This window comes from Bdellovibrio bacteriovorus str. Tiberius, from assembly GCF_000317895.1.
Lineage (GTDB): Bacteria > Bdellovibrionota > Bdellovibrionia > Bdellovibrionales > Bdellovibrionaceae > Bdellovibrio > Bdellovibrio bacteriovorus_F.
The window spans coordinates 1,365,973-1,381,925 of record NC_019567.1; the positions used below are offsets into that span (position 1 = coordinate 1,365,973).

At 50.8% G+C, this 15,953-nt stretch carries 18 protein-coding genes; 12 read left to right on the plus strand and 6 right to left on the minus strand.

Going from position 1 to position 15,953, the window contains the following annotated elements:
* Positions 1–101: 101 nt before the first annotated feature.
* The gene (locus BDT_RS06545) at positions 102–959 is read left to right on the plus strand and encodes a TIGR02285 family protein (RefSeq protein ID WP_041577287.1); all 858 of its coding nucleotides are present in this window, start codon (positions 102–104) and stop codon (positions 957–959) included.
* Here BDT_RS06545 and BDT_RS06550 read toward each other — a convergent pair.
* The 3 genes from BDT_RS06550 to BDT_RS06560 are packed head-to-tail and all read right to left on the minus strand — an operon-like array spanning position 941 to position 2,765.
* A complete protein-coding gene (locus BDT_RS06550; RefSeq protein WP_015090452.1) occupies positions 941–1,912 on the minus strand; it encodes a tRNA dihydrouridine synthase in 972 nt (323 codons plus the stop codon). The genes BDT_RS06545 and BDT_RS06550 overlap by 19 nt on opposite strands.
* A 2-nt stretch (positions 1,913–1,914) precedes the next feature.
* Entirely contained in the window at positions 1,915–2,373 is a 459-nt protein-coding gene (locus BDT_RS06555; RefSeq protein ID WP_015090453.1) for an EVE domain-containing protein, read from the minus strand.
* Positions 2,370–2,765 carry a YchJ family protein gene (locus BDT_RS06560; RefSeq protein WP_015090454.1) on the minus strand — a complete coding sequence of 132 codons (396 nt, stop codon included), beginning with the start codon at positions 2,763–2,765 and terminating at the stop codon, positions 2,370–2,372. Before BDT_RS06560 ends, BDT_RS06555 begins: the two co-directional genes overlap by 4 nt.
* Positions 2,766–2,890: 125 nt before the next feature.
* Here BDT_RS06560 and BDT_RS06565 point away from each other — a divergent pair, with 125 nt between their 5' ends.
* The 6 genes from BDT_RS06565 (at position 2,891) to BDT_RS06590 (ending at position 10,044) form a co-directional block, all read left to right on the plus strand.
* Positions 2,891–3,658 (plus strand): SDR family NAD(P)-dependent oxidoreductase, encoded by a 768-nt coding sequence (locus tag BDT_RS06565; protein ID WP_015090455.1) that lies wholly within the window; start codon positions 2,891–2,893, stop codon positions 3,656–3,658.
* Positions 3,659–3,660: 2 nt separating this feature from the next.
* On the plus strand, positions 3,661–5,073 hold the full coding sequence (gene fumC / locus BDT_RS06570; RefSeq protein ID WP_015090456.1) for a class II fumarate hydratase: 1,413 nt from the start codon (positions 3,661–3,663) through the stop codon (positions 5,071–5,073).
* 47 nt (positions 5,074–5,120) lie between these two features.
* On the plus strand, positions 5,121–6,053 hold the full coding sequence (locus BDT_RS06575) for a hypothetical protein (protein ID WP_015090457.1): 933 nt from the start codon (positions 5,121–5,123) through the stop codon (positions 6,051–6,053).
* 14 nt (positions 6,054–6,067) lie between these two features.
* Positions 6,068–6,508 carry a hypothetical protein gene (locus BDT_RS06580; RefSeq protein WP_015090458.1) on the plus strand — a complete coding sequence of 147 codons (441 nt, stop codon included), beginning with the start codon at positions 6,068–6,070 and terminating at the stop codon, positions 6,506–6,508.
* A gap of 22 nt (positions 6,509–6,530) precedes the next feature.
* Positions 6,531–8,549 (plus strand): ATP-dependent helicase, encoded by a 2,019-nt coding sequence (locus BDT_RS06585; protein WP_015090459.1) that lies wholly within the window; start codon positions 6,531–6,533, stop codon positions 8,547–8,549.
* 130 nt (positions 8,550–8,679) lie between these two features.
* Positions 8,680–10,044: a PAS domain-containing protein gene (locus tag BDT_RS06590; RefSeq protein WP_015090460.1), complete on the plus strand. Its 1,365-nt coding sequence runs from the start codon at positions 8,680–8,682 to the stop codon at positions 10,042–10,044.
* Here the strand turns inward: BDT_RS06590 and BDT_RS06595 are convergent, their stop codons facing one another.
* Positions 10,045–10,731 carry an RluA family pseudouridine synthase gene (locus BDT_RS06595; protein ID WP_015090461.1) on the minus strand — a complete coding sequence of 229 codons (687 nt, stop codon included), beginning with the start codon at positions 10,729–10,731 and terminating at the stop codon, positions 10,045–10,047.
* The gene (locus BDT_RS06600; RefSeq protein ID WP_015090462.1) at positions 10,728–11,138 is read right to left on the minus strand and encodes a hypothetical protein; all 411 of its coding nucleotides are present in this window, start codon (positions 11,136–11,138) and stop codon (positions 10,728–10,730) included. The genes BDT_RS06595 and BDT_RS06600 overlap by 4 nt, the downstream gene beginning before the upstream one ends.
* Positions 11,139–11,255: 117 nt before the next feature.
* Between BDT_RS06600 and BDT_RS06605 the strand changes: the two genes are divergently transcribed.
* The 4 genes from BDT_RS06605 (at position 11,256) to BDT_RS06620 (ending at position 13,442) form a co-directional block, all read left to right on the plus strand.
* Positions 11,256–11,510 (plus strand): hypothetical protein, encoded by a 255-nt coding sequence (locus BDT_RS06605; protein WP_015090463.1) that lies wholly within the window; start codon positions 11,256–11,258, stop codon positions 11,508–11,510.
* A 69-nt stretch (positions 11,511–11,579) separates the two neighbouring features.
* A complete protein-coding gene (locus BDT_RS06610) occupies positions 11,580–12,509 on the plus strand; it encodes a ParA family protein (RefSeq protein WP_015090464.1) in 930 nt (309 codons plus the stop codon).
* A 12-nt stretch (positions 12,510–12,521) separates the two neighbouring features.
* A complete protein-coding gene (locus BDT_RS06615) occupies positions 12,522–13,109 on the plus strand; it encodes a hypothetical protein (RefSeq protein WP_015090465.1) in 588 nt (195 codons plus the stop codon).
* Between the two features lie 3 nt (positions 13,110–13,112).
* Positions 13,113–13,442 carry a BolA family protein gene (locus BDT_RS06620; protein WP_015090466.1) on the plus strand — a complete coding sequence of 110 codons (330 nt, stop codon included), beginning with the start codon at positions 13,113–13,115 and terminating at the stop codon, positions 13,440–13,442.
* 358 nt (positions 13,443–13,800) lie between these two features.
* Here BDT_RS06620 and BDT_RS06625 read toward each other — a convergent pair whose 3' ends face one another.
* Entirely contained in the window at positions 13,801–14,061 is a 261-nt protein-coding gene (locus tag BDT_RS06625; protein ID WP_011163826.1) for a hypothetical protein, read from the minus strand.
* Positions 14,062–14,264: 203 nt separating this feature from the next.
* Between BDT_RS06625 and ettA the strand changes: the two genes are divergently transcribed.
* Positions 14,265–15,935 (plus strand): energy-dependent translational throttle protein EttA, encoded by a 1,671-nt coding sequence (ettA, locus tag BDT_RS06630; protein WP_041577291.1) that lies wholly within the window; start codon positions 14,265–14,267, stop codon positions 15,933–15,935.
* Positions 15,936–15,953 lie beyond the last annotated feature (18 nt).

The window sequence follows — 15,953 nt, forward strand, 5'->3', positions numbered from 1 at the left end:
AAGGTGCCTGGTTGTTTTTTCTGGCTACAGCGCAATATCTTGTTTGAAATACATTTATCCTGACAACGGGGACTGAGCTATCGTGAAGGCCTGAGGCCGTGATGAAAAGACTGATCCTGTTGTCCTTTCTTGTTGTGAATATATTTTGCCCACTGGCTGGGGCCGAGGATATCACGTGGATCCGCTGGGATGACCCGCCGATTTTTGTTTTCAGTGGTCCGTTCAAAGGGCAGGGGGTGCTGGACACCGTGGAAGATGAGCTTCGTAAAAAACTGCCCCAGTACCAGCACAAAACTTTGGAAGGCACCGTGCCTCGGGTTTTGAAAGAGGCTGAGAGCAGAACCCACATCTGCAACGCCGGCTGGCTGGCTACACCCGAATGGTCCAAGCTGTTTTATTTTTCAACGCCTGTGTTTGTGATTCCCGCCAACGGCATCTTACTGCCAAAAAGCCGACTGGGCGAAGTTCGAAATTTGGCGCCGTATTCGTTGCAAAAGTTCCTCGATGCCAAGAAATCCTGGAAGCTCGGGGTCGGTCGCCTTTATGGCGAGGGCATCGACGAAGTGCTGACCAAGAACAACTATCAGAAAAACCCTCAGGTGATCACCATTGCCACCAGCCTAAGGGTTCACAAGATGCTTCACGCCAATCGTATTCAGTACACGTTGGGTTATCCATTCGAGGCGGTTTATTACAACGAACTTCTGAACAGCAAGGCCGATTCAGTGGTGCACATTCCGGTGACCGAAAATTCCGCGCGGGTGGAAGTGGTTGTGGCGTGTCCTAAAACACCATGGGGAGCCAAAGTGATCGCCGATGTGGATCGGGCCCTTCAAAACAAAGCATTGCTGGAAAAATTTGAAAAAGGCGTGGATCGCTGGCTCAGTGCCGAGGACCAGGAAAAACTCGCTCCGGCCCGTAAGGAATTTTATCGAAAGAACTATCCTTCACTCAAGTGATCGATACCGCACAAAGCGTGCAGCTTGGCTTTGAACTCTGTTGGTTTTTTAAGAACCTTGATTTCATCAAAGATCGCCTTGGCTTCCTGATTTTTCAAAGACAAAGCCTTCAGCCATTGTTTGGAGCGGGACACAGCAAAATAGTCATTGATGTACAAAGTGCTGGATTCAAAGAACTGCGGCAGCAGGGGACGGGCGCGTTCCCAGCTCATGTCTTCCACGGGCTGTTGATTCAGGCTTTGTTTGATCTGGCTGAAGATGAAGGGATTGCTCATAACCCCGCGGCCGATCATATAGTCTTCACACTGGGTGACTTCCACGCAGCGGTTGAAGTCCGCGACATTCCAGATTTCACCGTTGGCGATAAGTTTAATTTTGGTCTTTTCTTTGATCTTCGGGATCCAGTCCCAGTAAGCCGGTGGTTTATAGCCATCAGTTTTGGTGCGGCAGTGAACCGTCAACCAAGTGGCATTGGCTTCTTCCACGGCCTGGGCAATTTCCAAACACCTGGTCGGATCGTCAAAGCCCAGACGGATTTTTGCCGTCACTGGAACGTCTGCGGGAACTGCTTTGCGAACGGTGTCGACAATGTTAAACACACGATCGCAGGATTTCAGAAGACTGGCGCCGCCATCGTGACGATTGACGGTTTTTGCCGGGCAGCCGAAATTAAGGTCCACACCCAAGGCGCCCAGTTTCACGGCACGCTGGGCATTCAAAGCCAAAGGTTCGGCCTGACCACCCAGAAGCTGCACAAAGACTGGCGTGCCCCAGCGGGTGCGCGATCCGGTTTTCAGCTCGGGGCAGTTTTTATAGAAAACACTTTCCGGGTGCAGACGGTCGGTGACACGCAGGAATTCGGTCACGCACTGATCAATGCCGCTTAAGGAAGTGAGAGTATCACGCATCACCCAGTCGACAACACCTTCCATCGGAGCCAGAAACAGTTTCATTTCTAAGCGCCACCCAGTTTGGTCAGAATATCAAAGTGCTTTTTTTCGACAGGCTGAATGGAAAGGCGGGAGCCTTTTTGCAAGACCAGCATGTCAGCAAGTTTCGTGTTGTCACGCAGCTCAGGCAGACTGATGTAGTTTTTAAAGTGCGATACATATTCGACCTGCACGCAGAACCAGATTGGTTTTTCTTTGGTCGCCTTGGGATCAAAGTATTCAGATTTTTTGTCGAACTGCTCTTTGTCGGGCTCAGCCACTTTGGAAATACGGGCAATTCCAGCCACGCCCGGCGGAGTCGCATTGGAGTGATAGAACAGCACTTCGTCGCCGACTTGCATGTCTTTCATCATGAAGTTGCGCGCCTGGTAGTTGCGCACACCGGTCCACCAGGTGGTTTTGTCTTTCTTCAGTTGATCCAAAGAAAAGACATCCGGTTCTGATTTCATCAGCCAGTACTTCATTTGGTTTTCTCCGCTTTGATTTTTCCGGATTTGAAGAACCATTCGCCCGCTTGTTTGCGGAAAAGGCTGACTTCGTGATGGATAAAGTCTTCATCATCGACGTTGTAGTAGGCTTTGAACTCGACAGTTCCTTTGGTGCCCTTTTCTTCGGCGTGAACAATCTCAAGCTTCAGGAATTTTGCACGCTCAGCCCATTCGCGGTTGGCCTCTTCGTCGATTTGATCCAAAGTCTGAGGATCTGTCGTATCCTGCAGGTACTCCATTTGATTCTTGGCAAAAGCGCTGTAACGAGAGCGCATCAAAGCTTCGGCGGTTGGCGCTAAAGCTTTGCCAGAGTGATAAACACCACAACATTCAGAATAAGTTTTCTCAGAACCACAAGGACATTTCATAGCCCGCGAAACTACCAGAATTCCCCCTAAAAGGTACCTGCTTACTTTTTCCGAAGCGTTGCGTTAATTGGCTTGCAGGGGTGCCCTTCCAGAGGGGGGCTGCTATCGTTTTGGGGTGAGGTGAAATGATGGCTAAATGGGCTTTGATTACTGGGGCAAGTTCGGGAATTGGCTGGGCAACGGCGGAAGCGCTGGCAGCGCAAGGATTTGATATTTTCGTGACCGGACGTCGCTATGAAAAACTGCAGGAACTGGAAAAGTCCATCAAAGCCCGTCATCCCGGGATTCAAGTGAAGCTGGCTTGTTTTGACGTGTCGGACCGTTTCGAGGTCAGTGAATTCGTCAAAGCCCACAAGACGGAAATTTCCGAGGTGGAAATTCTGGTCAACAATGCGGGCCTGGCTCGTGGGGTTGAAAAAATGCAGGACGCCTCTTTGGATGATTGGGAGGTCATGATCGACACGAACATCAAAGGCTTGCTGTTCATGACCCGCGCCGTGGTGGAACACATGGTGAAAAAGAACTCGGGTCATATTATAAATTTAGGCTCGGTGGCGGGCCGCTGGACTTATCCAGGCGGAGGCGTTTACTGCGCCACCAAATTTGCTGTGCGCGCGCTGTCTGAAGGACTGCGTATGGATTTGCTGGGGACGCGCGTGCGTGTGACCAACATTGAGCCCGGCATGGTGAACACGGAGTTTTCCGTGGTGCGCTTGGGGGATCAGGCCAAGGCCGACAAGGTCTATGAAGGCATGACTCCGCTGTCAGCACAGGATATTGCAGACACTGTTGCATGGTGCGCAGCCAGACCGGCCCATGTGAATATTCAAGAACTCGTTATTTATCCCACAGACCAGGCCCATGTCGGCCAGGTCGCTCGCAAAGGAGTGTAGTGATGGCAGAGGGCGGATTCAGAATCGAAAAAGACACCATGGGTGAAGTGAAAGTTCCCGCAGACAGGTTCTGGGGGGCGCAGACCCAAAGGTCCACGGAAAACTTCCGCATTGGGGGCGATCGTTTCCCACGCGAAATGATCCGGGCCCTGGGGATTTTGAAAAAGTCCGCCGCCATCACTAACGAAAAATTAGGCCTGCTTGATCCGAAGAAAGCCACGGTCATTGTGAAGGCCGCTGATGAAGTGATCGCGGGGAAGCTTGATGCGCACTTTCCATTGGTGGTGTGGCAGACTGGTTCCGGCACACAGACCAACATGAATGCCAATGAAGTGATCGCCAATCGTGCGATGGACATGATGGGCATCAAACTTCCCAGCAAGGAAGTTCATCCCAATGATGATGTGAACAAAGGCCAGTCGTCGAATGATACCTTCCCAACGGCGATGCACATTGCCGTGGGCGAGCAAGTTCATCATCGTCTGATTCCCATGCTGGAAAAGCTGCATAAAGCTTTGGAAAACAAACAGAAGGAATTCAAAGACATCGTGAAAATCGGTCGCACCCACTTGATGGATGCAACCCCGCTGACGCTGGGACAGGAGTTTTCCGGTTACAGCACCCAGGTAAAACACTCGATCCAACGAGTGAAAAACACCTTGCCGCATCTGTATGAGCTGGCACTGGGCGGGACTGCCGTGGGAACTGGTTTGAATACGCATCCGAAGTTTGCTGTTGAAGCTGCTGCTGAAATCGCCCGCGAGACGGGGATTGCCTTTGTTTCTGCGGAAAACAAGTTTGAGGCTCTGGCAGCACATGACGCTTTGGTGGAAGTCAGCGGAGCGCTGAACTCGGTCGCGGTGTCTTTGATGAAAATTGGGAACGACATCCGCCTGCTGGGTTCGGGCCCGCGCTGCGGGATCGGAGAGCTGCATTTGCCGGAAAATGAACCGGGAAGTTCCATCATGCCGGGCAAGGTGAACCCCACCCAGAGCGAGGCCATGACCATGGTCTGTGCCCAAGTGATGGGAAACCACGTCGCTGCCACAATTGGCGGGGCGACCGGGCACTTTGAGCTGAACGTATTTAAGCCCGTTATCGTGTTCAATGTTCTGAATTCCGTGCGCTTGCTGGCGGACGCCGCAGAATCCTTTACCGATCACTGCGTGGTGGGCATTGAAGCCAACCGTAAACAGATTCAGAAGCATCTGGAGCAGTCTTTGATGCTGGTGACGGCACTGAATCCTCACATTGGCTATGACAATGCAGCCAAAATTGCCAAAACTGCCCATAAAAACGGCACAACACTGCGCGAAGAAGCCATCAATCTTGGACTGCTCTCTGGCGAAGAATTTGATAGGATAGTAAAACCGGAACAGATGGTTGGCGCCGCGGACGCGGGCAGAGGCGCGTAGGCGCACAGAGTGCAGCGCCCACAGGTGCGGAACTGGAGTAACTTAGAATGAATTCTCTTTTGGCAAAAGCGGACTGGATGAATCGTGACGACATCAGACCCTATGTCTTTGTTCGTCCCGAAAATCAGATCGCCCAGCCCGGATCAGCGCACCGCTTGGACTGGTTCACTCAAGCTCCAGTGATCAAAAATCCCCTGGACGTGAAAGAGCTGGCTTTTGCCGATCGTATTTACTCTTTGGAAGAGCGTGCCTTTGGACCGTCAAACATGGCCATGCCTCGCTGGGTCTTTTATGACTGTGCGGTGATGCCGGGGTTTGTGGCGGGCTTTGCGGCTCGTCCATCGGCTCTTTCTAAGGCGGCGCGTGAGGCGCTGGACCCCAAAAAGTTCCCGGCCAGCCTTTCTCCGATCAAGTCCTCCGGGGTTCTAAAAGAAGTTGAGTCCCTGGATGACATGGACTGGATCCCATTGTCCCTGTTTATCATTATCCCGACGATGCATAAGGGCGAGTGGGTGGCGCACAATCTGTGTTCTGTGAACTCTCTGTTGCCTAAAGAGGAGCAGTTCTACGGTCTGGGTTTCATGTCCAAGGCCTTTGGTCTTTGGTACGCCAACGTGGAGCAATGCTCCGGGATGACCCAGTGGGGAAGTCCGGCTTTGAAGCTGCACTCGCATTATGGTCATTTAGAGGTAATTGGGGCTTACGCTCCGGTGCATTCTCATGCTAAAACTATTACTTACCGCGTACAGGTAAATACCCAGTGCTGGGAAAAGTTCTTCAACAAAGAACCGGATCTGGCCTTCCTGGAAAACTACGGACCGACGGGCACGTTCATCGATCCGAAACAGGAAGTGAGTATGTTGAACTTCCAGCAGCGCATTGAGCGCGGAGAGGGCCCTTTCTACCTGAGTGCAGGGGAGATTGCCCAGAAGAAGCTCGACGAACAATTGATGATTTATAGTTTGAAACAACAATACTAGATAGGAAGATACACATGTCCATGAATGCCCTGCCACCGGTCGCGAAGTCCTTTTTTGCGTTCTGTAAAAAATGTGATGCTGACAGATACCATGTAGTTCTGGCGCACACGACGGCGACTTCCGCAAAGATCAAATGCGAGATCTGCGGTTCTCAGAAGACGTATTCTCTTCCTAAAGCTCAGACTAAAACAGGCAAGCCTTTGACAGGTGCTGCAGCGAAAAAACGTGAGCAGACAATGAGCTCCCGCAAGTCCAGCCACCGCAATGAATACGAAATGCTGATGTCCAACGACGCGGCAGCGACGGCGACTTACAACATGAAGGGCAAGTTCGAAAAGAACACCAAGCTGCAACATCCTAAGTTCGGCCTGGGCTTCATCAAGGACGCCTTGACTGATAAAATTGAAGTTGTGTTCGAAGACGAAGTTCGTACTTTGATCCACAACCGTCAGTAATTTTTTATAGAATCGAAAATTAATGGATTGGTTTAAGGGGCTTAACCCCGAACAACAAAAGGCCGTGAAGCACAACTTCGGGCCTTTGTTGATTTTGGCGGGTGCCGGTTCAGGCAAAACGACGGTTCTGGTTTCCAGAACAGGACGACTGATTTCAGAGCGTGTGGCACAGGCTCAGGAAATCTGCGTGCTTACTTTTACCAACAAAGCCGCGCGCGAGCTGAAACATCGCGTGGGCGCAAAGCTGGGAAGTTCCGGCTCGGGCATGTGGGCAGGGACTTTCCACTCGTTCGGATTGCAGATTTTGCGCCGGTTCCACAAACATGCGGGTCTTTCCCCGTATTTCGGCATTGTCGATCAAAGTGACTGCAATGCCATCGTCAAAGACTTGATCAAAGACATCAAAAACTCGGGCAAAGACAAGTTCGATGCCGACAAGATCCTGAACATGATCAATGACCGTCGCACGGGCATGGCCCCGCAGACGGAAGCTTTTGACGAATACCACGAGATGGTTGAAGTCCTGACGCCGAAATTCACCAAACGCCTGGAACATCTGGGGGTCGTGGATTTCGAAGGTCTTTTGATCAAACCAATTACTTTGTTCAAAGAAAATCCCGAGATTCTGGAAAAAGTGCAGGGCATGTTCACGCAAGTGATGGTCGATGAGTTCCAGGACACGAATCGTCTGCAGATGGACCTGATCGCGCAGATCGTGAAAAGCCACAACAACATCGCGGTGGTGGGTGATGATGATCAGTCGATTTACGGCTGGCGGGGGGCGGAAGTGAAGAACATCCTGAACTTCCCGCAGGAATTCACACCGTGTGAAGTGATCAAGCTTGAACGCAACTATCGGTCCTCCGCCGAAATTCTAGCGGTGGCGAATGCGGCGATTTCCAAGAATAAAAACCGTCACGGCAAGATCCTGCGCCCGCAGGTTGCTGAAGACACCGGTCAGTTGCCAGAGCTGTTCATTCTGGATCGTGAAGAGGACGAGTGTGAATTCGTCGTCACTGAAATTCTGAATTTCCAAAGACAGGGCTATTCCTATAAGGACATGGCCGTGCTTTATCGTTCCAACACACAAGGGGGCTTGATTGAGTCCTCGTTGCGTCGTGCGAACGTGCCTTATCATATCTCGGGCGGCACTTCGATCTTTGACCGTCGAGAAATCAAGGACCTGATGGCTTATTTAAAGCAAGCCCTGGCTCCGAATGAAGTGTCCCTTCGTCGTATCATCAACGTGCCTTCGCGCGGGATTGGTGACACTTCCATTGAAAAACTGAGTGAATTTGCACTGAAAAAACGTATCAACTTTGTCGATGCCTGCCGTTTCTGGCAAGAGGCGGGTGTGCAGGATAAAGCCGGCGCTGCGATCGATGATCTGATGATGTTCATTGAAAATCTTCCGAAAAACATCCTCGATTTCCAGGTGGGTTCAACCCCTGGGGCGAAGATGGTTCAGATCTTCCAGGATATTGGTTACCGTGAATACGTTTATGGAACGGCCGCAGATCCGACCAGTGCCGAGAAAAAGTGGATGGTCGTGGAAATTCTGGGGCGCATCCTGGATTCTTTCCTGGGTCGGCGTTCCTATGATGTTGAAAACATCAAGTCCTTCGTGGACTGCATGCTTTTGCGTGATGATCTGTCCGAAGAAGAACTGGAAAACAAAGTTCAGCTGATGACCTTGCACGCTTCCAAGGGACTTGAGTTCCCGGTGGTGATTTTGGCGGGCCTTGAAGAAGACCTTCTGCCGCACAAGAATCTGGGATCTGACATCGATGAAGAACGTCGTTTGTTTTATGTGGGCGTGACCCGCGCAAAAAAGCGTCTGGTGATGTCGCGCTGTCAGCAGCGCAAGAAGAACGGCGCCGTTCGTCCGGTGGCGCCTTCACGATTCCTGCTGGAGCTTCCTAAAGAGCTTTACACGGAATTCCCTCTGGGAGCTCGACCTGTGGTCGGGCAAGAACGCGAGGATTTAGTGGCAAGTTTCCTGTCCAAGCTTGATAGTAAACTTGGGACCGCAAAGAAATAAGCGGTTTCCTCTCAAGATCTGAGTATTTTTTAATTTAATGTCTGAGCATCTGTCACTTTCGTCACTGAGAGCTAAGGATGCTCAGTAAAATGCCGATCAAAAAAAGTAATAGTTTTTTTGAGAGGTTCCCATGAAACGTCCAACGCCCACTCAGTCTGAAAGCCCCTTTGGCTTCGATGAATTCTTTTTCTCCACTACCGACAAACGGGGCGTGATCAGGTACGGAAACGATGTCTTCGTGCGTGTCAGCGTTTATCCGAAAGAAACCATGCTGGGGGCCCCGCACAGTCTGATTCGTCATCCTGACATGCCACGGGCCGTGTTTAAGGAATTCTGGAATTTCCTGAATCAGGGAAAAGCGGTGGGTGCTTATGTGAAGAATCTAGCCGGTAACGGCAGCTATTACTGGGTCTATGCTTTCGCGTTCCCGATTGGCGACGGATACCTGTCCGTGCGCTTTAAGCCCTCTTCCGAACTGTTCTCGGTCGTGCAGGGGCTTTATGCCGACGTTCTGGCTTTTGAGCAGCAAGAGCACAGCCTGGAGGAATCACATCAGTATCTGCTGGCGAAAATCCAGAAAGCTGGCTTCACGGACTATGAAAACTTCATGATGAAAGCCGTCATGGAAGAACTGAAGTCCCGCGCCGCGCAGGTGCTTGAATCAGAAACACGCTCGTCCTCGGCTCACGGTGCCGGACAGATTACCGCCGTCACCAGTTCCGCCACTCGTAAATTGAATGATGTCTTTGATAAGCTGCGGGATTTTCAAGGCGCCAATCAAAGCCTTGATGGTGCCATGGGCCGACTGGATCAGGGGTTTCAACAGCTTAAGTTTATTTCTATCAACATGAAAATTGCCGCAGCCAAGTTCGGTGAGATGGCGGCAAGTCTGGGCGTGGTTTCTCACGAGTTTTCGGTTTTGTCCGGTACGATTGAAAAACATCTGGGCGGACTTGCGGGCTTTGTTCAGGAGCTGTCGGGTGTGATTCAGAAGTGTGTGTTGCGGGCGGCGGCCTTGAATGTGCAGATGCTGATGGTGGACTTCTTTGTCCGTGAATCCATCGCAAAGCTGGCTTCATCAGAAAATGCCTTTGACGAAATGCTGCAGAATCAGAAGGCCTTTTCAGATCTGTTTGCCCAGTATTGCCAAAATCTGGATAAAGAGTTTTCTGAATTGAAGAAAAGCCTGTCTGCGATTTCCTTTGAAATGCTGGAAGTCGCCAAGTTTGTTACCGGCCTTGAAGTGGTTCGTCAGATGGGGGCGATTGAATCAGCCCGCACGACCGAGATCAAAAACAGCTTCACGCACTATCTGGAAGCCATGGATGATTTTATTCAGTTGCTGCGCGAAAGCACCGGCGAAATCGGCCGGGGAGTGACATCGCTGACTTCAAATTCCGAATTCATAGTGTCCTCGATTCGAAATATTTCTGGCAACGTGGATCAGATTTTTGCTCTGGCCTCTTCGTCGCAAGAGCAGCAGAAGGCCGGCTAATCAGCCTTTCAGCGCTTCTTTGAATTCCGGCGGCAGCGGGGCTTCAAAGGAGTGCTTGTACCCATTAATCATGACAGTCATACGTGCAGCGTGCAGAAACATGCGCTTGGTCTGATAGATGTTGGCCATGCGTTCGTTGTACTTGGGCTCGCCATAACGAGTGTCACCCACAATGGCATGACGGATCAGAACACTATGCTTGCGAATCTGATGCTGACGTCCGGTGATCAGACGAACTTCCACGAAAGAAAAATACTTGTTGGCTTCAAGGACTTTGTAAAGTGTGCGGGCTTCCACACGGTCTTTTAAAAGGCCTTGTGGATTCTTGCGTCCTTCGGCCTTGTCGGAAATAGGTGTGTTCCATTCCTGCCAATCGGTGCTGACGGGCAGTTCGCCGCGCAAAAGTGCGTAATAAGTCTTTTCAACTTTGTGTTCCTGAAACTGCCCGGAAAGATTGGCAGCAGTTTCGGCATCCAGGCCCACCAGCAACAAGCCGCTGGTTTCCTTGTCCAGGCGATGCACGGGGTGAATGTCCTGATAGGTTCCCGGTGTCAGTTGTTTTTTTAAAAGCGTGCGCACATCGGGTGGGTCATTGTGAACAGAAACGCCCGAAGGTTTGTTGATCACCAGCCAGTGTTTGGATTTTTCAAGGATGGGGATTTGGATCGGTGCAGGCGGGCGGCTCATGGGATCTCCTTCAGGATATCCTGCACCAATTCCTTGGGCAGATCCTGAGTGCTCAGTGGACTTTCAAACAGGGCTCTTTCTTTACGGGAGATCGCCAGTGAATGCACGGAAATTAAAACAATCAGATTGAACAGGAATCCGCCCCAGCTCAAAAACAGGAAAAAAGTTCCCATCAGCAGGATGTTCTTTTCATAGGCTTTCAGATTCTGCTCTTCGGCACCCTCAATGAAGGGCTCGACATCCGAGCGGGACTCGCGCCAGTAAAGTCCGACCTTTTGCAGGTTGTTTTGCAGCTGTCGGTAGGCAGGGGAATTAACCTTTTTTCGGTGCATCCACAAGTGCAGTCCGGTGACGGATGCCGAGGGAATCCAACCGATGACATAGGCGGCGGCAAGTTCGGGTGCCATAGAGGTCCTTTCAAGAGCTTTTAAAGCATATTCCTGTGGTTGATTCTTAGCAAGTCTGGGCCCGGGGGTTTGAGGCAGCAATGGGTTGCGGGGCAAAATACAACAAGGGAGGTTTCTATGAATCCGAACATCAATGAGTTCCTGAATTTCCTGGATAAAGAGGACGACACGGATTATGGCGACTTCAAGCGCGAGGTGGATCTGCATTTAATGCAACTGGCAGAGTCCATGCGCCCCCTAACTAACGAGCAGGTCCTGCAATTGCGTCGAATGCGCGAGCAATTACTCTGGTCTTATAAAGACGATATCGAGGAAATGCGCTCCCTGCTGAAGCAGGAGGTCAGCCACCTTGAGGATTTTGGACCTTCCTAGGTTTTTCGCGCTGCGTGTTTCCAAGCGGAAAACCCCCTTGTACGCTTGAAGGACTGACGGAGGTCCTTCATGTCCACTTTGGCGCAACAGGAGTTTTGCATTACTCTCAGCGATTTGGCCTCGTTCATGGAGATTCCTCCAAATCAAATCAAAGCCAAGGCTGAAAAAACTCTGCAACGAAAAATTAAATCCCCGTGGCTGCTTCCCGAAGAAGCCCGTCAGTTGTTGCTGGCTGAAGGTTACAAATATCCTCACAAGGTGATTTCCATCCAGATGCTCAAGGGTGGGGTGGCGAAGACCACATCCGTGCTGAACATGGGCCTGCGAGCCGCGATGTACGGAGCACGCGTGCTGTTTGTGGATTTGGATCAACAGGCCAATTTGAGTTTTGCTTTGGGTGTCGAGGACGAATCCCTTCCTGTTTGGGTGGATGTCGTCGAAAAAAAGAAAAGCATCGACGAGTGTGTGCGCTTTATCGAGCCGCATGTTGATTTGATTCCGTCCAGCCTGAACAATTCAGTTTTGGACCGGGTGTTGCTGAACTCCAACCGTAACTGGTCTTTGGCGGTGAAATCTCCGCTGGAAAAAATCAAACACCGCTATGACCTGATCCTGATCGACACGGCTCCAGCCCTTAGTGCCACGAACACGGCCGTGACTGTGGCTTCGGACGAGGTGATTTTGCCGGTGAATCCGGACAAGTTCGCCTTTATGGGGCTGCAAAAGAACCTCAGCGAACTGGAAGACATCCGCAGCGACTTCAGTCTGGAGTTCTCGCGTAAAGTTCTCTTTACCAAGTTCGATGGACGTGAGAAGTTCAGTCATGAGCTTTTACAAAAGTGCATAGAGTCTTTTGAGGACTCGCTGATGAAAGGATATATTCGAACATCAGCCGAGGTGAAAAATACCGTGCGCTCCGGTAAAAGTCTTTATGCCGGAAAGTCTCCGATCAAAGCTGACTATGATTTTGTAACCCGCGAAATGTTGGGATTTGTTTAAAAGGAAGTAAACATGCCAGAGATCAAACATTACGACGCAAAGAAAAAGCATCATCATCCAAAAAAACGCCGTCCTCATCACGAGGCTCAGGCTGAAATCGACGAAGCCGCTGAAATTCGTGGTGACGCCGAAGAAATCATCGACGAGGCCCACGCTTCTATGAACGAAGCCCATGCCACAATGGAAGCCGCGGATGAAATCAACACCGAAGCACAAAACGAAGGTGTGAAAGTGGACGAAACCATGCGTGAAGCCAAAAAAATGGTTTCCGAAGGTGCGCCGATTTACTCGGAAGACACTGTGGATTCTGACATTCACCATGCAGAAGAAAAAGTTCACCTGGAATTCTATGGCAGTGAAGTGATCCGCCAAAAAGCCCCCAAAGTGATGGAAATCGCCGACACCGTGGCTGACGAGTGGAAAAAAGACGGGCAGTTTGAAGGTTTGCCAGTCGGAAACCCGATCGCCCAGATGGCCGCCGCAAAAGCTTTGCGCACAGCCAAGGATGTTGATAAGAAGCTTGAAGAAAAAGGCGTCTATGCCATGGCCAAAATGGGCATCGACCTTATCAAATCCAAGATCGAGAAAAGAAATCACTAGAACATGTCCCGAGAATCCCGTATCCGCGAAATCCTAAACCAGTCCCTGGCTCCAATCGAGCTGGGGGTTGAAAACGAAAGCCACATGCACTCGGTGCCCCCAAACAGCGAAACTCATTTCAAAGTGCTGGTGGTATCAGAAGCCTTCGAAGGCAAATCCCGCATCGACCGCCAACGTATGGTGAACGATCTATTGAAGTCGGAACTTCAAACAGGCCTGCATGCTCTCACGCAAAAGGCTCTAACGCCGACCGAATGGGCGTCCCAAAAAGACACTCTGAACTTCGTTTCCCCAGAATGCCTTGGTGGCAGCAAGCACGATCGTCGTTCTTAGGGCGAGGGTTTTGGCTGTGGCTTGGGGCTGTCTGAAGCTCTGGGGCACGCCGTCCGGGCTCAGTTGCCGCCGCCTTCGGCGGTTCGCGCCATCGTGGCGCCGGCAAAGGCCCCTGCCGCTTCAAACATCCCCAAGCCACAGCCAAAACTGGCCAGCACAACGATGAGGCTCCCTTGAGGCTTCGCCTCCGAATTAATCAAATTGGAGCATGTGTGAAAGCAAGAAGGCATGTTTAAGAAAAGACGAGTTCGAGCAACTTCCCCTCCTAATTCCTTCGAAGCAAAATTGCCTTAAGGGCCGGGTTCTCCCAGCTCTTAAGGCAATCCCCGCATCAAAGACAAAAGGAAGTGAAAGGGAATTATTCGTCGAATTGATTCAATTTGGATTTAAGCTCGCCCAGAAGGCGTTTGACTTCCTGCAGCTGTTCTTCGTCCGGAGAAACCTTGTTGGCCGCTTCTTCAGTCAGAGTTTCCCAGGTGTTCAGGGCGTGCTTCAGGTCAGAGTTCAGGTTGCCGAACAGGGACTTTTTGGACGACGGCTCACGCTTCTCCGGTTTTTCCGGGGAATTCGGCGTGTCAGTATTCGAATTTTGCTGCCGCTCTAGGTTGCCGCCACTCATTAAATGCTTATTTCTGTCCGTAATTTAAGCTCAGTGCTTATTTTTTGTGCCGGAAAACCGGCTTTCTATCAGAAGCGCATCCTGCGCTAGGGGCGATAGTGTGATAAATGGAACTCCATTTGACAAGCGTTTTCGGGCTGGTAAATTACTTCGTTTATAGACGAAGTCAGGGCCGAATCCGGTCTTTTTAGGAGTGTGACGTCATGTCTCAAGAGATTATCTACACAATGAAGGGCGTAAGTAAAGTATATCCTCCACAAAGATATGTGTTGAAGGATATTTATCTTTCTTACTTCTATGGCGCCAAGATTGGTGTTTTGGGTCTGAACGGTTCTGGTAAATCCACTTTGCTCAGAATTATGGCAGGCGTGGACAAGGACTTCCTGGGTGAAGCTTTCCCTTCCAAGACAATGAAAGTCGGCTATTTCGAGCAAGAGCCTCATTTGGATGATGCACTGACAGTGAAAGAAAATATCTTCGCTGGCATGGGCGAACTGCCGAAAGTGATGAAAGAATACAACGCGATCAACGACAAGTTCTCTGACCCGGATCTGGATCCGGACGAGATGAACAAACTGATCGAAAAACAGGGCGCGCTTCAGGAAAAACTGGAAGCCCTTGGTGCCTGGGACGTCGATCAAAAGATCGAAATCGTGATGGACGCTCTTCGCTGTCCAGATGGTGATCTGGCGGTGACAAACCTTTCCGGAGGTGAAAAACGCCGTGTGGCTTTGGCCCGTTTGATCATGTCTGAACCAGATATTTTGCTTTTGGATGAGCCAACGAATCACCTGGATGCCGAATCGGTAGCGTGGCTTGAACAATATCTTTCCAAGTTCCCGGGAACTGTTATCGCAGTTACGCATGATCGTTACTTCCTGGACAACGTGGCAGGCTGGATCCTTGAGTTAGATCGCGGTGAAGGTATTCCTTGGAAAGGGAACTATACCTCCTGGTTGGAACAAAAAGACAAGCGTCAGGCGAACGAAGCCAAAGACCAGGCTCGCAAGGCCCGTACTTTGGAAAAAGAATTGGATTGGATCCGTCAGGGCGCGAAAGCCCGTCAGGCAAAATCCAAAGCTCGTATCTCCAACTACGAAAACCTGCTGAAAGAAGCAACGCCTGAAAAAATCCAGGAGATGTCCATCTACATCCCGCCAGGACCTCGTCTGGGCGATATCGTGGTGGAAGCTCATGGAATCACCAAAGCCTACAACCACAAAGTTCTTTTGGATGACGTGAGCTTCACGATTCCAAAAGGGGCGATCGTGGGTGTGATCGGGCCGAACGGTGTGGGTAAATCAACTTTGTTCCGCATGATCACGGGCAAAGAACAGCCTGATTCCGGCACATTCAAAGTCGGTGACACCGTGAAGATCGCCTATGTTGACCAGACTCGTGAAACCTTGGATCCGAACAAGTCCATTTACGAGGAATTGTCCGGTGGGGCTGATGTGATCCAGTTGGGCACGCGTGAAATCAATGCGCGTCAGTACGTTTCCTGGTTTAACTTCTCGGGTTCTGATCAGCAGAAAAAAGTGGGTCAGTTGTCCGGTGGTGAACGCAACCGTGTGAACATGGCAAAAATCCTGAAAGAAGGCGCGAACTTGTTGCTTCTGGATGAGCCGACGAATGATCTGGACGTAAACACCATGCGTGCGCTGGAAGAAGCGCTGCTGGAATTCGGTGGATCTGCTGTGGTGATCTCGCACGATCGTTGGTTCCTGGATCGCGTGTGCACGCACATCATGGCGTTCGAAGGTGATTCCAAGATTGAATTCTATCCTGGAAACTTCACCGAGTATGAAGAAGACCGCAAGCGCCGTCTGGGCGAAAATGCGGGACCAAAACGTATCCGCTTCAAAATGGTTTAATATCTGATGAAAAATCAG

What these genes read in the sequence shown, in the direction of transcription:
- BDT_RS06545 (WP_041577287.1), top strand. Translation starts at nt 102, where the DNA reads ATGAAAAGACTGATCCTGTTGTCCTTTCTTGTTGTGAATATATTTTGC.
- BDT_RS06550 (WP_015090452.1), bottom strand. Translation starts at nt 1,912, where the DNA reads ATGAAACTGTTTCTGGCTCCGATGGAAGGTGTTGTCGACTGGGTGATG.
- BDT_RS06555 (WP_015090453.1), bottom strand. Translation starts at nt 2,373, where the DNA reads ATGAAGTACTGGCTGATGAAATCAGAACCGGATGTCTTTTCTTTGGAT.
- BDT_RS06560 (WP_015090454.1), bottom strand. Translation starts at nt 2,765, where the DNA reads ATGAAATGTCCTTGTGGTTCTGAGAAAACTTATTCTGAATGTTGTGGT.
- BDT_RS06565 (WP_015090455.1), top strand. Translation starts at nt 2,891, where the DNA reads ATGATGGCTAAATGGGCTTTGATTACTGGGGCAAGTTCGGGAATTGGC.
- fumC (WP_015090456.1), top strand. Translation starts at nt 3,661, where the DNA reads ATGGCAGAGGGCGGATTCAGAATCGAAAAAGACACCATGGGTGAAGTG.
- BDT_RS06575 (WP_015090457.1), top strand. Translation starts at nt 5,121, where the DNA reads ATGAATTCTCTTTTGGCAAAAGCGGACTGGATGAATCGTGACGACATC.
- BDT_RS06580 (WP_015090458.1), top strand. Translation starts at nt 6,068, where the DNA reads ATGTCCATGAATGCCCTGCCACCGGTCGCGAAGTCCTTTTTTGCGTTC.
- BDT_RS06585 (WP_015090459.1), top strand. Translation starts at nt 6,531, where the DNA reads ATGGATTGGTTTAAGGGGCTTAACCCCGAACAACAAAAGGCCGTGAAG.
- BDT_RS06590 (WP_015090460.1), top strand. Translation starts at nt 8,680, where the DNA reads ATGAAACGTCCAACGCCCACTCAGTCTGAAAGCCCCTTTGGCTTCGAT.
- BDT_RS06595 (WP_015090461.1), bottom strand. Translation starts at nt 10,731, where the DNA reads ATGAGCCGCCCGCCTGCACCGATCCAAATCCCCATCCTTGAAAAATCC.
- BDT_RS06600 (WP_015090462.1), bottom strand. Translation starts at nt 11,138, where the DNA reads ATGGCACCCGAACTTGCCGCCGCCTATGTCATCGGTTGGATTCCCTCG.
- BDT_RS06605 (WP_015090463.1), top strand. Translation starts at nt 11,256, where the DNA reads ATGAATCCGAACATCAATGAGTTCCTGAATTTCCTGGATAAAGAGGAC.
- BDT_RS06610 (WP_015090464.1), top strand. Translation starts at nt 11,580, where the DNA reads ATGTCCACTTTGGCGCAACAGGAGTTTTGCATTACTCTCAGCGATTTG.
- BDT_RS06615 (WP_015090465.1), top strand. Translation starts at nt 12,522, where the DNA reads ATGCCAGAGATCAAACATTACGACGCAAAGAAAAAGCATCATCATCCA.
- BDT_RS06620 (WP_015090466.1), top strand. Translation starts at nt 13,113, where the DNA reads ATGTCCCGAGAATCCCGTATCCGCGAAATCCTAAACCAGTCCCTGGCT.
- BDT_RS06625 (WP_011163826.1), bottom strand. Translation starts at nt 14,061, where the DNA reads ATGAGTGGCGGCAACCTAGAGCGGCAGCAAAATTCGAATACTGACACG.
- ettA (WP_041577291.1), top strand. Translation starts at nt 14,265, where the DNA reads ATGTCTCAAGAGATTATCTACACAATGAAGGGCGTAAGTAAAGTATAT.